Source organism: Microbacterium sp. (genome assembly GCF_032084865.1).
Classification (GTDB): Bacteria; Actinomycetota; Actinomycetes; order Actinomycetales; family Microbacteriaceae; genus Microbacterium.
This window is the reverse complement of the sequence record NZ_DAMDLU010000057.1, coordinates 1-17,484: the sequence shown is the minus strand read 5'-3', so window position 1 is coordinate 17,484 and position 17,484 is coordinate 1. Positions and strand designations below refer to the sequence as shown.

Annotated in this window: 14 protein-coding genes, 1 tRNA gene and 1 pseudogene; 11 read left to right on the top strand and 5 right to left on the bottom strand. The window is 68.7% G+C overall.

The window, feature by feature from the left end; genetic code table 11:
• Nucleotides 1–149 precede the first annotated feature (149 nt).
• The 8 genes from recR to RT309_RS07755 all read left to right on the top strand — a co-directional run bounded on the left by recR (nt 150) and on the right by RT309_RS07755 (nt 8,620).
• Nucleotides 150–743, top strand: coding sequence for a recombination mediator RecR (recR, locus tag RT309_RS07790; protein WP_313356288.1), 594 nt, complete (start codon nt 150–152; stop codon nt 741–743).
• Nucleotides 740–1,786: a DMT family transporter gene (locus RT309_RS07785; RefSeq protein ID WP_313356287.1), complete on the top strand. Its 1,047-nt coding sequence runs from the start codon at nt 740–742 to the stop codon at nt 1,784–1,786. Before recR ends, RT309_RS07785 begins: the two co-directional genes overlap by 4 nt.
• Before the next feature lie 102 nt (nt 1,787–1,888).
• The gene (locus RT309_RS07780) at nt 1,889–3,175 is read left to right on the top strand and encodes an aspartate kinase (protein WP_313356286.1); all 1,287 of its coding nucleotides are present in this window, start codon (nt 1,889–1,891) and stop codon (nt 3,173–3,175) included.
• 136 nt (nt 3,176–3,311) lie between these two features.
• Nucleotides 3,312–4,385, top strand: coding sequence for an aspartate-semialdehyde dehydrogenase (locus RT309_RS07775; RefSeq protein WP_313356285.1), 1,074 nt, complete (start codon nt 3,312–3,314; stop codon nt 4,383–4,385).
• A gap of 72 nt (nt 4,386–4,457) precedes the next feature.
• Nucleotides 4,458–5,930, top strand: coding sequence for a malate:quinone oxidoreductase (locus RT309_RS07770; RefSeq protein ID WP_313356284.1), 1,473 nt, complete (start codon nt 4,458–4,460; stop codon nt 5,928–5,930).
• A gap of 10 nt (nt 5,931–5,940) precedes the next feature.
• Nucleotides 5,941–6,561, top strand: a complete 621-nt coding sequence (locus RT309_RS07765; protein ID WP_313356283.1) for a thymidine kinase — start codon at nt 5,941–5,943, stop codon at nt 6,559–6,561.
• Between the two features lie 57 nt (nt 6,562–6,618).
• Nucleotides 6,619–7,338, top strand: coding sequence for an FCD domain-containing protein (locus RT309_RS07760; RefSeq protein ID WP_313356282.1), 720 nt, complete (start codon nt 6,619–6,621; stop codon nt 7,336–7,338).
• A 25-nt stretch (nt 7,339–7,363) separates the two neighbouring features.
• Complete coding sequence (locus RT309_RS07755) at nt 7,364–8,620, top strand: alpha-hydroxy acid oxidase (protein WP_313356281.1); 1,257 nt, start codon at nt 7,364–7,366, stop codon at nt 8,618–8,620.
• Between the two features lie 38 nt (nt 8,621–8,658).
• On the opposite strand, the gene RT309_RS07750 is transcribed toward RT309_RS07755, so the two are convergent.
• The 4 genes from RT309_RS07750 to RT309_RS07735 all read right to left on the bottom strand — a co-directional run bounded on the left by RT309_RS07750 (nt 8,659) and on the right by RT309_RS07735 (nt 13,240).
• A complete protein-coding gene (locus RT309_RS07750) occupies nt 8,659–9,432 on the bottom strand; it encodes an HAD-IIB family hydrolase (protein WP_313356280.1) in 774 nt (257 codons plus the stop codon).
• A gap of 136 nt (nt 9,433–9,568) precedes the next feature.
• A tRNA-Pro gene (locus RT309_RS07745) sits at nt 9,569–9,642 on the bottom strand.
• A gap of 68 nt (nt 9,643–9,710) precedes the next feature.
• The gene (locus tag RT309_RS07740) at nt 9,711–10,598 is read right to left on the bottom strand and encodes a metallophosphoesterase (RefSeq protein ID WP_313356289.1); all 888 of its coding nucleotides are present in this window, start codon (nt 10,596–10,598) and stop codon (nt 9,711–9,713) included.
• A gap of 44 nt (nt 10,599–10,642) precedes the next feature.
• Nucleotides 10,643–13,240, bottom strand: coding sequence for a transglycosylase domain-containing protein (locus tag RT309_RS07735; protein WP_313356279.1), 2,598 nt, complete (start codon nt 13,238–13,240; stop codon nt 10,643–10,645).
• A gap of 84 nt (nt 13,241–13,324) precedes the next feature.
• On the opposite strand from RT309_RS07735, the gene RT309_RS07730 reads away from it, so the two are divergent.
• Together RT309_RS07730 and RT309_RS07725 are read left to right on the top strand one after the other, a co-directional pair.
• On the top strand, nt 13,325–13,549 hold the full coding sequence (locus RT309_RS07730; protein ID WP_313356278.1) for a hypothetical protein: 225 nt from the start codon (nt 13,325–13,327) through the stop codon (nt 13,547–13,549).
• Nucleotides 13,546–13,969: pseudogene (locus RT309_RS07725) on the top strand (RidA family protein). Before RT309_RS07730 ends, RT309_RS07725 begins: the two are co-directional and overlap by 4 nt.
• Before the next feature lie 71 nt (nt 13,970–14,040).
• Here the strand turns inward: RT309_RS07725 and acs are convergent.
• Entirely contained in the window at nt 14,041–16,011 is a 1,971-nt protein-coding gene (gene acs, locus RT309_RS07720) for an acetate--CoA ligase (RefSeq protein WP_313356277.1), read from the bottom strand.
• 406 nt (nt 16,012–16,417) lie between these two features.
• On the opposite strand from acs, the gene RT309_RS07715 reads away from it, so the two are divergent.
• Nucleotides 16,418–17,422, top strand: coding sequence for a TadA family conjugal transfer-associated ATPase (locus RT309_RS07715; RefSeq protein WP_313356276.1), 1,005 nt, complete (start codon nt 16,418–16,420; stop codon nt 17,420–17,422).
• The last annotated feature ends 62 nt before the right edge of the window (nt 17,423–17,484 follow it).

Below are 17,484 nucleotides of genomic sequence, written 5' to 3'. Positions count from 1 at the left end.
CGCCCGTCGCTCCGCGCCGTGCCGCCGCCCACGAACCGCCCGCAGGCCTCCGACGGCGTCGAGCGCCGTGGTGAGGCCGTGATCCGGCAGGTGCTCGGTGCGAAGTTCCTGCGTGAAGAGCCCTACCAGCCACCCTCGAGGTTCACCTGATGTACGACGGAATCGTCCAAGAGCTGATCGATGAATTCGGCCGCCTGCCCGGCATCGGCCCGAAATCGGCGCAGCGCATCGCATTCCACATCCTGCAGACGCCGTCGTTCGATGTCGCGCGCCTGTCCGAGCTGCTCACCGAGGTGCGCGCGCGGGTGCGCTTCTGCGAGGTGTGCGGCAACGTGTCCGAGCAGGATCGCTGCACGATCTGCCGCGACCCCCGACGCGATCCCGAGCTGATCTGCGTCGTGGAGGATGCCAAGGATGTCGCGGCCATCGAGCGCACACGAGAGTTCCGGGGTCTGTACCACGTGCTCGGCGGAGCGATCAGCCCGATCGCAGGCGTCGGCCCCGACGACCTGCGGATCGCGCAGCTGATGACCCGGCTCGCCGACGGCACCGTGCAGGAGGTGATCCTCGCCACGAACCCCAACCTCGAGGGCGAGGCGACCGCCAGCTATCTCAGTCGTCTGCTGACCAGCATGTCGATCACCGTGTCGCGGCTGGCATCCGGACTGCCCGTCGGGGGCGACCTCGAATACGCAGACGAGGTGACGCTGGGGCGGGCCTTCGAGGGCCGTCGCCGCCTATGAGCGCGCACCACGCGGGATTCACCCGCCGAGGCTGGGTGCTGTTCGCGATCATGGCGTTCGTGTGGGGCATCACCTACCTCTTCATCAAAGAGGCCGTGCAGTCGTACTCGCCGCCCGCGGTGGTCGCCGGGCGCACCCTGCTCGGCGGACTGATCCTGCTGCCGTTCGCGCTGCGCGCCGGCGCACTCGCGGCGGCGTGGAAGCACTGGCCCTGGGTCCTCGCCTTCGGCCTCGTCGAGATGGCGGGGCCCTTCCTGCTGCTCAGCCACGCCGAGACGCAGCTGCCGTCCGGCCTCACCGGGCTGCTCGTGTCGACGGTTCCGCTGTTCGCCGTGATCATCGCGCTGCTGCGCGGCGACCGAACCGCACTGGCGCCGATCCGGCTCGGCGGACTGCTGCTCGGCTTCGCCGGCGTCGCCGTGGTCGTGGCCGGCCCCGGCCTGTTCCCGCACGGCCCGAGCAGTGCGTTCGCCATCTCCGAGATCCTGCTGACCGCGGTGCTGTACGCGATCGCGCCCTTCATCATCGCCCTCAAGCTGAAGGATGTGCCCTCGCTCGGCACGATCACCCTCGCACTGTTCGCCATCGGACTCGGCTACCTGCCGACTGCTCTGCTCACCCAGCATGAGGTGCCCACCGTCCGCGCCACGGTGTCGCTGCTGCTGCTCGGCATCGTCTGCACCGCGCTCGCGTTCGTCGCCTTCTTCGCACTGATCCGCGAAGTGGGCCCGGTGCGGGCCCCGCTGTTCACCTACGTCAATCCGATCGTGGCCGTCGTGCTCGGCGCCATCGTGCTCGCCGAGCCGCTCACCCCCAGCCTGCTGATCGGCTTTCCGATCGTGCTGATCGGATGCTGGTTCGCAGCGACCGGTGGGCGGCTGAAGCCGCGGGGCGACGCTGCGGATCTGACCACGGGACCCATCACCACCGCCGAGACGGCGGAGGTGATCGTGCTGGACACCCCGGCAGCCGTCGACGACCGCCCGGATCGGGGTGCCCCGCCCGACTCCGGTGCCCCGCCCGACTCCGAAGACCGCAGCTGACCGCACCACCCGCGATCGTCACGCGTCACATGCGCGGGGCGGTATGAGAGGGATTTGTAGAATGAGGCTGGGCGGATCCGCCCTTCGTCCCCGGGAGTGATCGTGGCCCTGATCGTGCAGAAGTACGGCGGTTCGTCCGTCGCCGACGCGGAGAGCATCAAGCGCGTCGCCAAGCGCATCGTCGACACACGTCGTGCCGGTCACGACGTCGTCGTCGCCGTCAGCGCGATGGGTGACACGACCGACGAGATGCTCGATCTCGCGCACGAGGTCGCGCCGATCCCCGCCCCTCGCGAGCTCGACATGCTGCTGTCGAGCGGTGAGCGCATCTCGATGGCGCTGCTCGCCATGGCGATCCACTCGATGGGCTTCGAGGCGCGATCGTTCACCGGCAGCCAGGCCGGCATGATCACCGACTCGCATCACGGCAAGGCCCGCATCGTCGATGTCACCCCGGTGCGCCTGCGCGAGGCGCTCGATGAGGGCGCGATCGTCATCGTCGCCGGCTTCCAGGGCTTCAACCGCGACACCCGCGACATCACCACGCTCGGGCGCGGCGGTTCCGACACCACCGCCGTCGCCCTCGCCGCAGCCCTGAACGCCGACGTCTGCGAGATCTACAGCGATGTCGACGGCATCTACACCGCGGACCCGCGCGTCATCCCGCGTGCCCGCAAGCTCGAGCAGGTCTCCAGCGAGGAGATGCTCGAGCTCGCCGCCAACGGCGCGAAGGTGCTCTACATCCGCGCCGTCGAGTACGCCCGCCGTCACGGTGTGCTCATCCACGCCCGCTCGACCTTCTCGTCGTCCGAGGGCACGTACGTTCTGGGCGAGGGCATGAAGAACCCGCGCGCCACCGAGGGAGAAGCCATGGAAGAACCGATCGTCGCCGGAGTCGCCACCGACCTGAGTCAGGCCAAGATCACCGTCGCCGGTGTGCCCGATGTGCCGGGCAAGGCCGCCGAGATCTTCAAGATCGTCTCGAAGTCCGGCGCGAACGTCGACATGATCGTGCAGAACGTCTCTGCGGCATCCACCGGTCGCACCGACATCTCGTTCACCCTTCCCAAGGCCGACGCGCCGACGACGCTCAAGGCGCTCGCCGCCGAGCAGAGCGAGGTCGGCTTCGAGAACCTGCTGCACGACGACCAGATCGGCAAGCTGTCGGTCGTGGGCGCGGGGATGCGCACGCATTCCGGCGTGTCGGAGATCCTCTTCGAGGCGCTCAGCGCCGGCGGCATCAACATCGAGATGATCTCGACCTCCGAGATCCGCATCTCGGTCGTGCTCCGCGGCGACGACCTCGCCGAGGCCGCGCGCGCGGTGCACAGCGCGTACGGCCTCGACAGCGAGATCGAGGCCGTCGTGCACGCCGGCACCGGCCGCTGACCCGGCGTCTGAAATGCCGGACCCGCGGTCAGCGGCGACCGGATAGACTCACCGCAACCCTGACATCGGTGCCAGGCGCAGCGTCCGCACCACGGGGCTGAGCCTGGCGCATCGCCTGCACGCCAAGGATTCCCCCATGACCCGTATCTCCGATTCCGGATTCTCGATCGCCATCATCGGCGCGACCGGCCAGGTCGGCACCGTGATGCGCGACATTCTCGTGGAGCGCTCGTTCCCGGTGCGTGAGCTGCGCCTGTTCGCCTCCGCGCGCTCCGCCGGCACTGTCATCGACTTCGCCGGCGTCGAGGTGACCGTCGAAGACATCGAGACCGCGGATGCATCGGGCATCGACATCGCGCTGTTCTCCGCCGGCGCCACCGCCAGCCGCGCGTACGCGGAGACGTTCGCCGCGGCCGGAGCGGTCGTCGTCGACAACTCCAGCGCCTGGCGGATGGATCCCGAGGTTCCGCTCGTGGTGAGCGAAGTGAATCCGGATGCCATGGACGAGCGCCCCAAGGGCATCGTCGCCAACCCGAACTGCACCACCATGGCCGCCATGCCCGTGCTGAAGGCGCTGCACGCCGAGGCCGGCCTCGAGCGTCTGATCGTCAGCACCTACCAGGCCGTCTCCGGATCCGGCATCGCCGGAGCGGAAGAGCTGCTCGGTCAGGTCGAGAACGTCCTCGAGCAGGGCGACACCCTGCGCCTCGTGCACGACGGTTCGGCCGTCGAGTTCCCCACACCGGAGAAGTACGTCGCGCCCATCGCCTTCGACGTCATCCCGCTCGCCGGCGCCGTGGTCGACGACGGCGAGAACGAGACCGATGAGGAGAAGAAGCTCCGCAACGAGAGCCGCAAGATCCTCGGTCTTCCCGACCTGCGCGTCGCCGGCACGTGCGTGCGGGTGCCCGTCTTCACCGGCCACTCGCTGTCGATCCACGCCGAGTTCGCGAACGACATCACGCCCGAGCGTGCGCGCGAGGTGCTGGCATCCGCCCCCGGCGTGGTGCTCGACGAGGTCCCCACCCCGCTGCACGCGGCCGGCAAGGACCCGAGCTTCGTCGGCCGCATCCGCGCCGACCAGTCGGCCCCCGAGGGCAAGGGCCTCGTGCTCTTCATCAGCAACGACAACCTGCGCAAGGGTGCGGCGCTCAACGCCGTGCAGATCGCCGAGGAGCTCACGAAGCGCCTCACGCCGGCCGCCGTCTGAGGTCGTGGGCGGGGCGCCGGGCGCCCCGCCCAGCCGGAAATCCGCACGGTTGTGGACGACTAGACTGTTCTGGTGACCGAAACCGTCGATGTCGTTCTGATCGGTGGGGGCATCATGTCCGCCACGCTGGGTACCCTGCTGCACGAGCTGCAGCCGGACTGGAAGATCGTCGCCTACGAGCGACTCGGCGGCGTCGCCCAGGAGAGCTCGAACCCGTGGAACAACGCCGGCACCGGTCACGCCGCCCTGTGCGAGCTGAACTACATGCCGCAGGGCAAGGACGGCTCTCTCGACCCGGCCAAGGCGATCTCGATCAACGAGCAGTTCCAGCAGAGCCGTGAGCTCTGGTCGACGCTCGTCGAGCGCGGCATCCTCGACGGTCCGTCGACGTTCATCAACTCGGTGCCGCACATGACCTTCGTGCGCGGAGAGAAGGACGTCGCGTTCCTCAAGGCTCGGTACGAGGTGCTCAAGAACCAGCCGCTGTTCGCCGGCATCGAGTACAGCGAGGACTCCCGCGTCATCAACAAGTGGGCTCCGCTGCTCATGCAGAAGCGGCGCAAGGGCGAGCCGTTCGCCGCGACCCGGGTGCCGTCCGGCACCGACGTCGACTTCGGCGCGCTGACCCACCAGCTCTTCGACCACCTCGCCACCTCGGGCGTCGAGGTGCGCACCGATCACGAGGTGCGCAGCCTCAAGCGCCAGAGCGACGGCAGCTGGCTCGTCAAGTACCGTCACGTCATCGGCCGCACCCCGGGCCAGGTGAAGGCGCGCTTCGTCTTCGTCGGCGCCGGTGGCTGGGCGCTCAAGCTGCTGCAGAACAGCGGCATCCCCGAGGTCAAGGGGTACGGCGTCTTCCCGATCGGCGGTCAGTGGCTGAAGACGACCGACCCGAAGCTCGTCTCGCAGCACCAGGCCAAGGTCTACTCGCAGGCGGCGATCGGCGCGCCGCCGATGTCTGTGCCGCACCTCGACACCCGCGTCGTCGACGGCGAGAAGTCGCTGATGTTCGGGCCGTTCGCCACCTTCAGCCCCAAATTCCTCAAGCACGGCTCGATGCTCGACATCGTCACCCAGGTGCGCCCGCACAACCTGTGGCCGATGCTGCGCGTCGCCTTCGCGAATCCCGATCTCATCACCTACCTGATCAGCGAGCTGGTCAAGGGCCACCGCAAGAAGGTCGACAACCTGCGCACCTTCGTGCCGACGGCGCGCGATGACGACTGGGAGCTGATCCAGGCCGGTCAGCGCGCACAGGTGATGAAGAAGGACCCGCAGAAGGGCGGCATCCTGCAGTTCGGCACCGAGGTCGTCGCGGCCGAGGACGGCACGATCGCGGGTCTGCTCGGCGCATCGCCCGGCGCGTCGACTGCCGTGCCGATCATGCTCGGACTGCTCAAGCGCTGCTTCCCCGAGCAGTACGTCGGCTGGGAGCCGAAGCTGAAGGATCTCATCCCGACGATGGGCAATCGGCTCAACGACGACGCGGGCGCCGCCGAGAAGTCGATGAGCACGACCGCATCCGTCCTGTCGCTCACGGCCTGACCGCACGAACGTGGCGAAGCTGTACTTCCGCTACGGCGCGATGAACTCGGGCAAGTCGACCGCCCTGCTGCAAGCCGCCTACAACTACGAGGAACGCGGTCAGCGGGTGCTGCTGGCCAAGCCCGAGATCGACACCAAGGGCGCGTCGCAGATCGAGAGCCGGCTCGGCATGACGCGCCAGGTGGACTTCCTCATCGGGCCGCGCGACGAGGCCCGTGCGCTGTTCGCCGGTGAGCGCCGGCGGGTGCTCGCCGACCCTCTGCAGCCCGCGGAGCCGTGCGACGTCGCGTGCCTGCTGGTCGATGAGGCGCAGTTCCTGACGACGGAGCAGGTCGACGACCTGTTCCGCATCGCGGTGCTCGATGGCATCCCGGTGATGGCCTACGGCATCCGCAACGACTTCCGCACCCACGCGTTCCCCGGGTCGGCGCGCCTGCTCGCGATCGCCCATTCGCTCGAAGAGCTCAAGACCATCTGCCGGTGCGGGCGCAAAGCGGTATTCAACGGCCGCATGGTCGACGGCCGGTTCGTGTTCGCCGGCGATCAGGTCGCGATCGACGGTGCCGAGGTGACCTACCAGTCGCTGTGCGGCAGATGCTACCTCGACGAGTCCGGCGGCATCCTCGCCTGATCGACTTGTGTGGTCTGACCACGCTGGGTACTCTGTGGTCAGACCATAGGAGGATGCATGGCAGAGCGAACCAGCTCGACGCAGCGCGCCTGGCGCACCGTGCTCGAGCGCATCGAGGCCGACCTGCTCAGCGGCGCGCTCAGCGCGGGGGACCGGCTGCCGTCCGAGCGCGACCTCGCCGCCGATCTCGGTCTGGGGCGCTCGAGCGTGCGCGAGGCGCTCCGAGTGCTCGAGGTGATGGGTCTGCTCAGAACCTCGACGGGCTCCGGCCCGCAGGCGGGCGCGACGGTGATCGCCACCCCGTCTGACGGCATGTCCACGCTGCTGCGCCTGCAGGTGGCCGCCCGCGGATTCCATCTCGACGACGTCGTCGACACTCGAGGAGTGCTCGAGGACGCCGTCGTCGCACGACTGTGCACCGATCCCGGGCGCGATCTGTCGTCGGTCCGCGGCATCCTGCGCGAGATGGATGCCGCCGACCTGAGCCCGGGCGAGTTCCTCGCGCTGGACGCCGAACTGCACTATGCACTCGCCGAAGCGTCCGGCAACACCGTGATCGCCGCCATGATGGCCGGGCTGCGCACCGCCATCGAGTCGTACATCCTGGCCGGGGCGGAGCGGATCGACGACTGGGATGCCATGACTGCCCGCCTGCGGGCCGAGCATCACGCCATCATCGACGCCGTCGAGCGCGGAGACGATCGCGCGCGCTCTCTCATGCACGCCCACATCACCGGCTACTCCGCCGCCGCAGGGCTCACGCCCGGCGCATACTGACCCGCCCCCGAAAGGACACCCGCCGATGGTCACCCGTCAGCTTCCCAGGCCCACCGAGCTTCTCGAACTCATGCAGTTCAAGAAGCCCGAGTTCGACGGCCGCAAGCGGCGCCTGGCCGCCGCACTCACCATCGACGATCTGCGCACCATCGCCAAGCGTCGAACGCCGAAGGCGGCCTTCGACTACACCGACGGCGGCGCAGAGGGGGAGCTCTCGCTGTCGCGCGCACGCCAGGCGTTCCAGGACGTCGAGTTCCACCCGGGCATCCTGAAGCCGGCGCAGGACGTCGACACGAGCGTCGACATCCTCGGCGGCCCGTCTGCACTGCCCTTCGGGATCGCACCCACCGGATTCACCCGGCTGATGCAGACCGAAGGCGAGATCGCCGGAGCCGGTGCGGCCGCGGCCGCTGGCATCCCCTTCACCCTGTCGACCCTCGGCACCACCTCGATCGAGGGCGTCCGCGACGCTACCCTTCAAGAGCCTCCGGGTCCCATTCCGGGGCGGAACTGGTTCCAGCTGTATGTGATGCGCGACCGGGAGATCTCCTACGAGCTCACCCGGCGCGCGGCCGCAGCCGGCTTCGACACCCTGCACTTCACCGTCGACACCCCCGTGGCGGGCGCGCGCCTGCGAGACAAGCGCAACGGCTTCAGCATCCCGCCCCAGCTCACGCTCGGCACGATCATCAACGCCATCCCGCGGCCGTGGTGGTGGTTCGACTTCCTCACCACGCCCAAGCTCGAGTTCGCCTCGCTGAGCAGCACGGGCGGCACCGTCGGCGAGCTGCTGGATGCTGCGATGGATCCGACCATCAGCTACGACGATCTGGCCGTGATCCGCGACCTGTGGCCGGGGAAGATCGTGATCAAGGGCGTGCAGACCGTCGAGGATGCGCTGCGTCTGCGCGACGCCGGCGTCGACGGCATCGTGCTGTCGAACCACGGCGGACGTCAGCTCGACCGCGCCCCCATCCCGTTCCATCTGCTGCCTGAGGTGCGCCGGGCGGTCGGCCCGGACTTCACGGTGATGATCGACACGGGCATCATGAACGGAGCCGATGTCGTGGCATCCGTCGCCCTGGGCGCGGACTTCACCCTGATCGGGCGCGCCTATCTCTACGGTCTGATGGCAGGCGGACGGGCAGGCGTCGACCGCACGATCGAGATCCTGCGCAGCGAGATCGAACGCACCATGCGGCTGCTCGGCGTCTCGGCACTGGCCGAGCTCGAGCCCGCACACGTCACCCAGCTGACACGCCTGGTGCCGATCCCGCGCTGACGAGACGCGGAAGAGGCGCTCGAGCCGAGCGCCTGCCCTCAGCGTGCGACCGGGGCGGGAAGGGTGGCGATCAGGGCATCCAGCTTGTCGGCCGTGTCCTGCCAGCCGTCGACGGCGATCGACGGCACTCCGATGGCCAGCACCGGGTAGTCGTTGCCGTCCTCGTCGAGCCGGTCGCCGTAGAAGAGCATGTCGTCGAGACGGATGCCGGTGTGCTCGGCGAGCTTCTGCATGCCGTAGGCCTTGTCGATGCCGGCGCGAGTGATGTCGATCGACGTCGAACCACCCGATCGCACCTCCAGCCCCGGCAGACGCGGCGCCACCGCGTCGCGCAGCGCCGCACGCCGCTCGCCGCTGGGATCCCAGGCGTGCTTGGCGTCTCGCGGAGCGCGCTGTCCGAGCGCGGAGAAGGTGATCTGCGATCCGCGGTCCTCGAGGATGTCACCCCACGGCTCCGCCTCCCACAGGCCCAGCCGCTCGGCCTCCTCCTGCAGGGCGGCGAGGGCTGCCGTCTTCTCGTCATCGGTCAGGTCGTGCGCGTACACCGCGGCGAACCCTGCGCCGTCGTGGCGCAGGTAGCGCGTGCCGCAGGTGGGCAGCAGATGCAGGCGCGAGCTCTCGTCGATCCCCAGATCATCGAGGCGGGCGATGACCTGCGTGCGGAACTGCTGCTCGTTGCCGCCCGAGATGATCGCGACATCCACGCGCCGCAGCAGGTCGCGAAGCAGCTCGGCGATCCGATCGTCGATCTCGCCCTTCGACGGGGCGAGCGTGTCATCGAGGTCGAAGGCGACCAGGCGGGGGTGGCTCATGATGGTCCAGCTTATTGGGGTTCCCTGTGAGGCGGTGGCAGGCGGCGCGCGGAGCCTCGTGCGCCGTGGGGCCCCGCTGACACTCTCGAGCATGCAGAAAGGGACCCGCCTCCGGCGGGTCCCTTTCTGCATGCTGTCGGGGTGACAGGATTTGAACCTGCGGCCTCTTCGTCCCGAACGAAGCGCGCTACCAAGCTGCGCCACACCCCGTGATTGCAACCGTTCAAGTCTACATGGCTCGCCGTGCAACTACGAATCACGCGGTGCGTCCGGGCGCGTCAGCGCCGTGCGGTCAATGTCAGCAGGGTCGCCTCGGGGCGGCACGCGAACCGGACCGGCGCGTAGATCGAGTGACCGCAGCCGGCCGAGACGTTCAGCGGCACCGTGCGGCCGCCGTGCGACCAGCGGCTCAGTCCCTTCGCCTGCTTCAGCGGGATGTCGCAGTTCGCCACCAGCGCGCCGAAGCCCGGGATGCACACCTGCCCGCCGTGGGTGTGACCGGCGAAGATCGCGTCCGCGTCGAGGTCGACGAACGAGTCGAGCACCCGTCGGTACGGCGCGTGCGCCACGGCGATGCGCGACGCACCTGCGGGGGAGTCGCCCAGCGATGAGATCGCAGAGGTGAGGGCGCCGAAGTCGTCCCACTTGCGGTGCGGGTCGTCGACCCCGGCGAAGTCGATGCTGTTGCCGGCGACGTCCATCCGCACCGCGGCGTTGTTCAGGTCGACCCACCCGAGCTCGTCGGTGAAGAACGCGTCCATCGCGGCCGTGTCGAGCAGCTCAGGTGCGGGATGCTTGCCGGATGGACCGCGGAAGTACTTCAGCGGATTGCGCGGCGTGGGCGCCACCACGTCGTTCGAACCGTGCACGAAGACACCGGGCACGCCCTGGAACGGGGCGAACGCCCGCCGGATGCCGGCGAGACCCTCCGGATGTCCGAGATTGTCGCCCGTGTTCACGATCAGATCGGGCTCGAGTGCAGCGAGCGACGCGAGCCACCGCTGCTTGCGCCGCTGCCACGGTGCCATGTGCGCGTCGGAGAGGTGCAGCACGCGCACCGGCGCGCTGCCCGGCGCGAGCGCCGCGGCGCTGACCTCTCGCACCGTGAACAGGTAGCGCTCGATGCCGATTCCCCAGACCGCCGCGCCGACGCCGACGGCCCCCATCGCGCCGAGCGCGACGAGGGCCGGGTGCGCGGGCGTCAGACGGCTCAACCGTCACCCGCGCAGGTGAGCGTCACCACGGTGCCGGCGGGGGCGGGAGTGCTGGCAGGGGGGTTCTGTCCGTTCACAGTCGCCCCGTTCTTGCATCCCTCGGCCGATACGCCGAATCCGGCGCCTTCCAGGGCGGGTTTGGCCTGATTGAACTTCGCGCCCGTGACGTTCGGCACGGTCGCCTGCGCGGCTGGCTTGTTGCCCGTGCTCGGGCGCAGGGTGACGGTCGTGCCGCTGGCCGCTCGACCGGCGCCGGGGGTCTGCTCTGCGACCAGACCCGCGCCGATCTCGCTGTCGATCGGGTCGCCGACCTGCACGCTGAAGCCGGCGGCGTCGAGGATCTGCGTGGCCTCCTCGACCGACTTGCCGACCACGCCGGGCAGGTCCTTGGGGACGGAGCGCGTGAGGCCGCGGTCGGGCTCCGGGAACCGGTCGCCGCCGTACACGGCGTTCGCGGCCCGCTGGATGTCTCTCGCGAGGGGGTAGCGGATGTCGTTGAGACGTGTCCCGTGTGCACGGAAGTTTCTCAGATCTTCGCGGCCGTTGACGTTTCCGACCCATACGGCCGTCGTGACCTTGGTGCTTGATTCGACAAGCATGGTGTGCGAGATCTCTGCAGTACCGGTCTTGCCGATGACCTGGATGCCGTCGTTGGGGTTGGCCCCTGAGCCGGTTCCACCCTCCATCACGCCCCGCAGCGCGTATGCGGCGGTTGCAGCCACCTCAGGGGAGATCACCGGCGTGCAGCTCGTCTTCGGGATGGGAATCTCTTCACCGTCCTGTGCGACGATCTTGTCGATCACGCGAGGCTCGCAGAAGATCCCCTTGTTGGCGACCGTGGCGTATGCACCGGCCATCTGGATCGGGGCGACCGACTTCGAGCCGAGCACCGTGCCGAACGGGTCGTTGGGGGCCTCGCCATCAGTGGTGACATCGCCCATGTTGCCGTAGTGGACACCGAGACGCTTGGCCATCTTGTTGATGTCGCACAGGTCGAGTTTCTGAGCCATGGCCAGGAACCCCGTGTTCAGTGAGGCGGCGGTGAAGCTCCGCACGCTGCTGACCGAGCCCCGCCCTCCTCCGAAGTTCTTTGACGAATTGTCTTTGGTGAGCGTGTAGGTGCCGCCGCACTGGGCGAATTTGCCGACGACCGGATAGCGTCCGTCGAGCACCTCGTTGACCGAATGCCCACGCTCGAGCCACTCCAGCAGCGTGAACAGCTTCCATGTCGACCCGGTCTCGAAGCCGTTCGTGGAGCCGTTGTGCTTCTTGTCAGCGGCGAACACCTGAGATGACTGCCCGTTCGCGAGGCTCGCATTCGACGACTCGCTGAAGTCCGTGTTCTGCGCGATCGCGAGGATTCGGCCGGTGGATGCTTCGATCGAGACACCGGCGCCGCCGACGAGGATGCCGGGCATCGCGGCCGGCACCCGATTACGCACTGCCTCCACCGCAGGACCCTGCACCCGCATGTCGAGCGAGGTGTAGATCTGCATGCCGCCGCGACGCATGTTCTCCAGACGCTTCTCCGGGGTGGCGCCGAATGCCTCGTCGTTCTCGACGACCGACTTCACATACTGACAGAAGTAGGCATTGGCGCCCGCCGCTGCACAGCCCTGCGAGGTCTGCGTGAGATTCGGCTCGATCGGCGCCTCCACTGCGGCGTCGTGCTGCTCCTTGGTGATCTGCTTGTTCTTCAGCATCTGATCGAGGACGTAGTTGCGGCGGTCGCGCGTCGTCGCGTAGCCGTCCGCAGCGTTGTTGTGCGCGACGCCGTCCTTATCGGTCCACGTGCCCTCCTCCGGGCGATCGATGCGCAGCAGGTTGGGCTCCTGAACCATACCCGCCAGCGTTGCCGCCTGCACGAGCGTCACGTTCGCCGCGCTCGTGCCGAAATAACGGTTGGCCGCAGCCTCGATACCGTAGGTGGTGCCGCCGAAATTCGATACGTTCAGGTATCCCAGCAGGATCTCGTTCTTCGAGTAGTCCTTCTCGATCTGCACCGCGTAGCGCATCTCCTGCAGTTTGCGCTCGATGCCCTCGGCGCCCTTCGACTGCGCGGCACCTTCGAAGCACCGCCGGATCTTGCCGTCGTAGTCCTCGTCGCTCGGGCTGACGCCCTGCTCGCACTCCTGGATCAGAGCGTTCTTCACATACTGCTGGGTGATCGTCGACGCGCCTCGCGAAGACGAGCCCGTGAAGTTCTCGAGCGCGGCCTTCATGGTCTGCAGAAGGTTCACGCCGCCGTGCTCGTAGAAGTTCTTGTCCTCGCTCGAGAGGATCGCGTCGAACAGCAGCGGCGACACCTGCTCGAACGTCACGGGCACCCGGTTCTGATCGAAGAACTTCGCCAGCTGGAACGGCTGACCGTCCTCACCGGTTCCGTAGAACTCGGTCGGCTCCATGGGAGGGTTGGGCGTCAGGCTGTTCGGCAGGTTGTCGAAGATCGTCAGCGCCTGCGACCCCGTCACTCCGGCGACGGCGATGGCGGGCGTGACGGCTGCGGTGACCAGAACCCCGGCGACCGCGCTCAGACCCACCAGGCCGAGCAGACCGCCGAGCACACCAGACAGCGTGCGTTTCTTTTGAGGCATACGCTGATGTTAAGGGAATTCCCTGAATAAGAGCCTCGACGCTTCGGCATCCCGTGCCGTTCGTCGCCGACGCACAGGAGTGCCATGATCACGTGGGAGTATCTGACCACGCCGCTGCTGATTCACAACACGGCGGCGATCCTCAACAACTGGGGCAAGCAGGGCTGGGAGCTCGTGCAGGTCGTCCCGGGCCCGGAGGGCGGCCTCGTCGCCTACCTGAAGCGCCCCATCACGCAGGACTCGACCGCCAACGCCGGCCTCGCCGCAGCGGCCGAGGCATCCCGTCAGTTCGATGGAGCTCAGCAGTGAGCGTCTCCGCGCGTCTGGCAGAGCTCGACATCGAGCCCTGCCGTGATCCACGGCGGTCTCGTCTACCCCTCCGGGCAGCTGCCGTTCGTCGACGGCGCCCTGCCGGCGACCGGGAAGGTCGGTGCCGAGGTCGAGGCGGCGGATGCCCAGGGCTACGCCCGCACGTGCGGGCTGAACGCGCTGGCAGCCGCGGCGCAGGCCGCGGGAGGCGTCGACCGGATCGCCGGCGTGCTGCGTGTGGGCGGTTTCGTGGCATCCGACCCCGCGTTCACCGGCCAGCCGGCCGTCGTCAACGGCGCCAGCGACGTGCTCGGCGAGATCTTCGGCGACGCGGGTCGGCACGCCCGTGCGGCTGTCGGGGTGGCGAGCCTGCCGCTCGACACCCCCGTCGAGATCGAGGTCACCTTCATCCTCGCCTGACCCGGGAACGCAGAGCAGACGACAGCGGCCCCTCCGATCGCCATCGGAGGGGCCGCTTCGTCGTCTGCGGGCTACTTCACCTGACTGGTGATGGTGCTCATCACCATGGTGTCGGCCAGCGTCGTCGTGTCGCCGACCTCTCGGCCCTCGGCGACGTCACGCAGCAGGCGACGCATGATCTTGCCCGAGCGGGTCTTCGGCAGCTCGTTCACGATGTAGACGTCGCGCGGACGGGCGATCGGGCCGATCTGCTCGCCGACCCAGCCGCGCAGCAGTGTCGCCAGACCTTCGGGCGAATGCACCTCGAGGTAGCTCTGCTTGATGATCACGAACGCGACCACGGCCTGCCCGGTGGTCTCATCCGACGCGCCGACCACGGCCGCCTCGGCGGTGGCCTCGTGCGCGACGATCGACGACTCGATCTCGGTCGTCGACAGGCGGTGACCCGACACGTTCATCACGTCGTCGACGCGGCCGAGCAGCCACAGGTCGCCGTCCTCGTCGAGACGCGCACCGTCACCGGCGAAGTAGTAGCCCTTGTCCTGGAACTTCTCCCAGTAGGTCTCCTTGAACCGCTCCGGATCGCCCCAGATGCCGCGCAGCATGCTCGGCCACGGCTCGGTGATCACCAGCAGCCCGCCGTTGCCGTTGCCGACCTCGTTGCCGTCATCGTCGACGACGTCGATCGAGACGCCCGGGATGGGCACCTGCGCCGAACCGGGCTTGGTGGCGGTGATGCCGGGGAGGGGGGAGACCATGATCGCCCCGGTCTCGGTCTGCCACCACGTGTCGACGATGGGGGCCGCACCGGCGCCGATCACCTCGCGGTACCACATCCACGCCTCGGGGTTGATGGGCTCGCCCACCGAGCCGAGCAGGCGCAGGCTCGACAGATCGAACTTCTGCGGGATCTGACGCCCGAGCTTCATGAACGAGCGGATCGCCGTCGGCGCGGTGTAGAAGATCGTCACGCCGTACTTCTCGATCAGCTCCCACCAGCGTCCGGGGTGCGGCGAGTCGGGCGTGCCCTCGAAGAGCACCTGGGTCGCGCCGTTGGCCAGCGGACCGTAGGTGACGTAGCTGTGCCCGGTGACCCAGCCGATGTCGGCGGTGCACCAGAACACGTCGGTCTCCGGGTGCAGGTCGAAGACGTACTTGTGCGTGTACGCGGCCTGCACGAGGTAGCCGCCCGACGTGTGCAGGATTCCCTTCGGCTTTCCGGTCGTGCCCGACGTGTACAGGATGAACAGCGGGTTCTCGGCGGGGAAGGACTGCGCCTCGTGATCGCCGGATGCCTGCGGCACCACGTCGTGCCACCAGATGTCGCGCTCGTCGTTCCAATCGACCTGGTTCTCGCCGCGCTTGACGACGAGCACGTGCTCGACGGTCTGCTGCTCGCCGTCGCCGTTGCGGTCGCTGAGCGCCAGGTCGACGGCGGGCTTGAGCGCCGACACCTTGCCCTTGCGGTAACCGCCGTCGGCGGTGATCACGAGCTTGGCCCCGGCGTCGTCGATCCGGGAGCGCAGGCTGTCGGCGCTGAACCCGCCGAAGACGACGGAGTGGACGGCGCCGAGGCGCGCCACGGCGAGCATCGAGATGACGGCCTCGGGGATCATCGGCAGGTAGATGGCGACGCGGTCGCCGTGACCGATGCCGAGGTCCTGCAGCACATTGGCGGTGCGCTTGACCTCGTCGGTGAGCTCGGCGTACGTGATGCGACGCTCGTCGCCCGGCTCGCCCTCCCAGAGGATGGCCACACGGTCGCCGTTGCCGGCTTCGACGTGGCGGTCGAGGCAGTTGTAGGCGACGTTGAGCTCACCGTCGTCGAACCACTTCGCGAACGGCGGGTTCGACCAGTCGAGCACCTGCGTGAACGGCTTGTGCCAGTGCACGCTCTCCCGGGCCTGCTCGCCCCAGAACGCCTCACGGTCGGCCGCAGCCCGCTCGTAGAGGGCAGGGTCGTCGATCGACTGGGCGACGAACTCCTCTGACGGCGGGAATCTACGGGCCTCGTCGAGGAGGTGGTCGATCTGGCTGCTCATGCACTCGCTCCTTTGCGCGGTCGGGTGATCGTGCAGGGACACGACCGTGACACGGCGAATCTAGTCCCGCCGGAGGGTGCCGCCTACTGTCGAAAGTAGGTAGTGAAAATGGTTTGCCGTGGCGCGGGGCGGGTGCATACACTGACCTCAGCCGATTTCGTTTACGGCTTCAGCGCGCCCGGATGCACCCCCTCGTACCGGGCAGCGCGTGGCGGCACCTCATTCCCCCCGTGAGGTGCCGCCAGTCCGTCTGCGGGATGCGCGGGGTGGGCGTGCACAGTGTCGCCGGGATCTGTCTGCACAGTGCCGCCGGGATCTGTCTGCACAGTGGCGCGGTCGGGGCAGTTGTGCACATCGCCTGGGAATCGGGCGACGCCGCGCGGGAAGACGCGCCTAACGTCGTCGCATGCCCGAACCGTTCGTCCTCCGACCGCGGCAGTCCGACGCCCGCATCGGCGCTCATCCCGACGCCGAGGTCGACGTGGACCCTGCCCTCGGCGCCCTCGCCGAGCACGTGCGCGACCCCGCGGTGACGGACATCTTCGTCAACGGTGCGGACGGCCTCTACGTCGATCGCGGCCGCGGCGCCGAGCGAGTGCCGGCGTGGCGCGCGTCGGAGCGCGAGGTGCGCGACCTCGCGGTCGCCCTCGTGGCCGCAGGCGGACGCCACCTCGATGACCAGTCGCCCTGTGTCGACGTGCGGCTCGCCTCGGGCATCCGCGTGCACGCCGTACTGGCGCCGGTCTCGGTGACCGGCACCGCCCTGTCGGTGCGCATTCCCCGCGTGCTCGGCGCCGACCTCGACGCGCTCGCCGCGACGGGCACGTTCACCGGGGCGCAGCGGGCCTGGCTGGCGAAACTGGTGGGCGATCGTGCGAACGTGCTGATCACCGGCGGAACCGGCACGGGCAAGACGACGCTGCTCGCGGCCCTGCTGTCGCACGTGGGTGCGGGGGAGCGGATCGTCACCATCGAGGACGTCGCCGAGCTGCGCCCCCGGCATCCTCATCACATCTCGCTCGAAGCACGCCAGGCGAATCTCGAGGGCGCCGGCCGCATCACCCTCGCGATGCTCGTGCGGGAGTCGCTGCGCATGCGCCCCGATCGGCTCGTCGTCGGTGAGCGCCGTGGCGAGGAGGTGCGTGAGCTGCTGACCGCGCTGAACACCGGGCACGACGGGGGCGCGGGAACGCTGCACGCCTCGGGGCTGGCCGATGTGCCGGCACGCATGGAGGCACTCGGCGCGCTCGCCGGAATGGATGCCACGGCCCTGGCGCGACAGGTGGTCAGCGCCTTCACGATCGTGCTGCATCTGGAGCGCAGCACCGACGGGCGCCGGCGCATCGCGCACGCCGGCCGGTTCGTGCTGCGCGGCGATCGACTGGCCATGGAGGAGGTGCAGCCGTGGTGAGGTGGCGGCACCGGCATCCGGACCCGGACGATGCCCCGCGTGCGGCGGCCGCGGTGCGCACC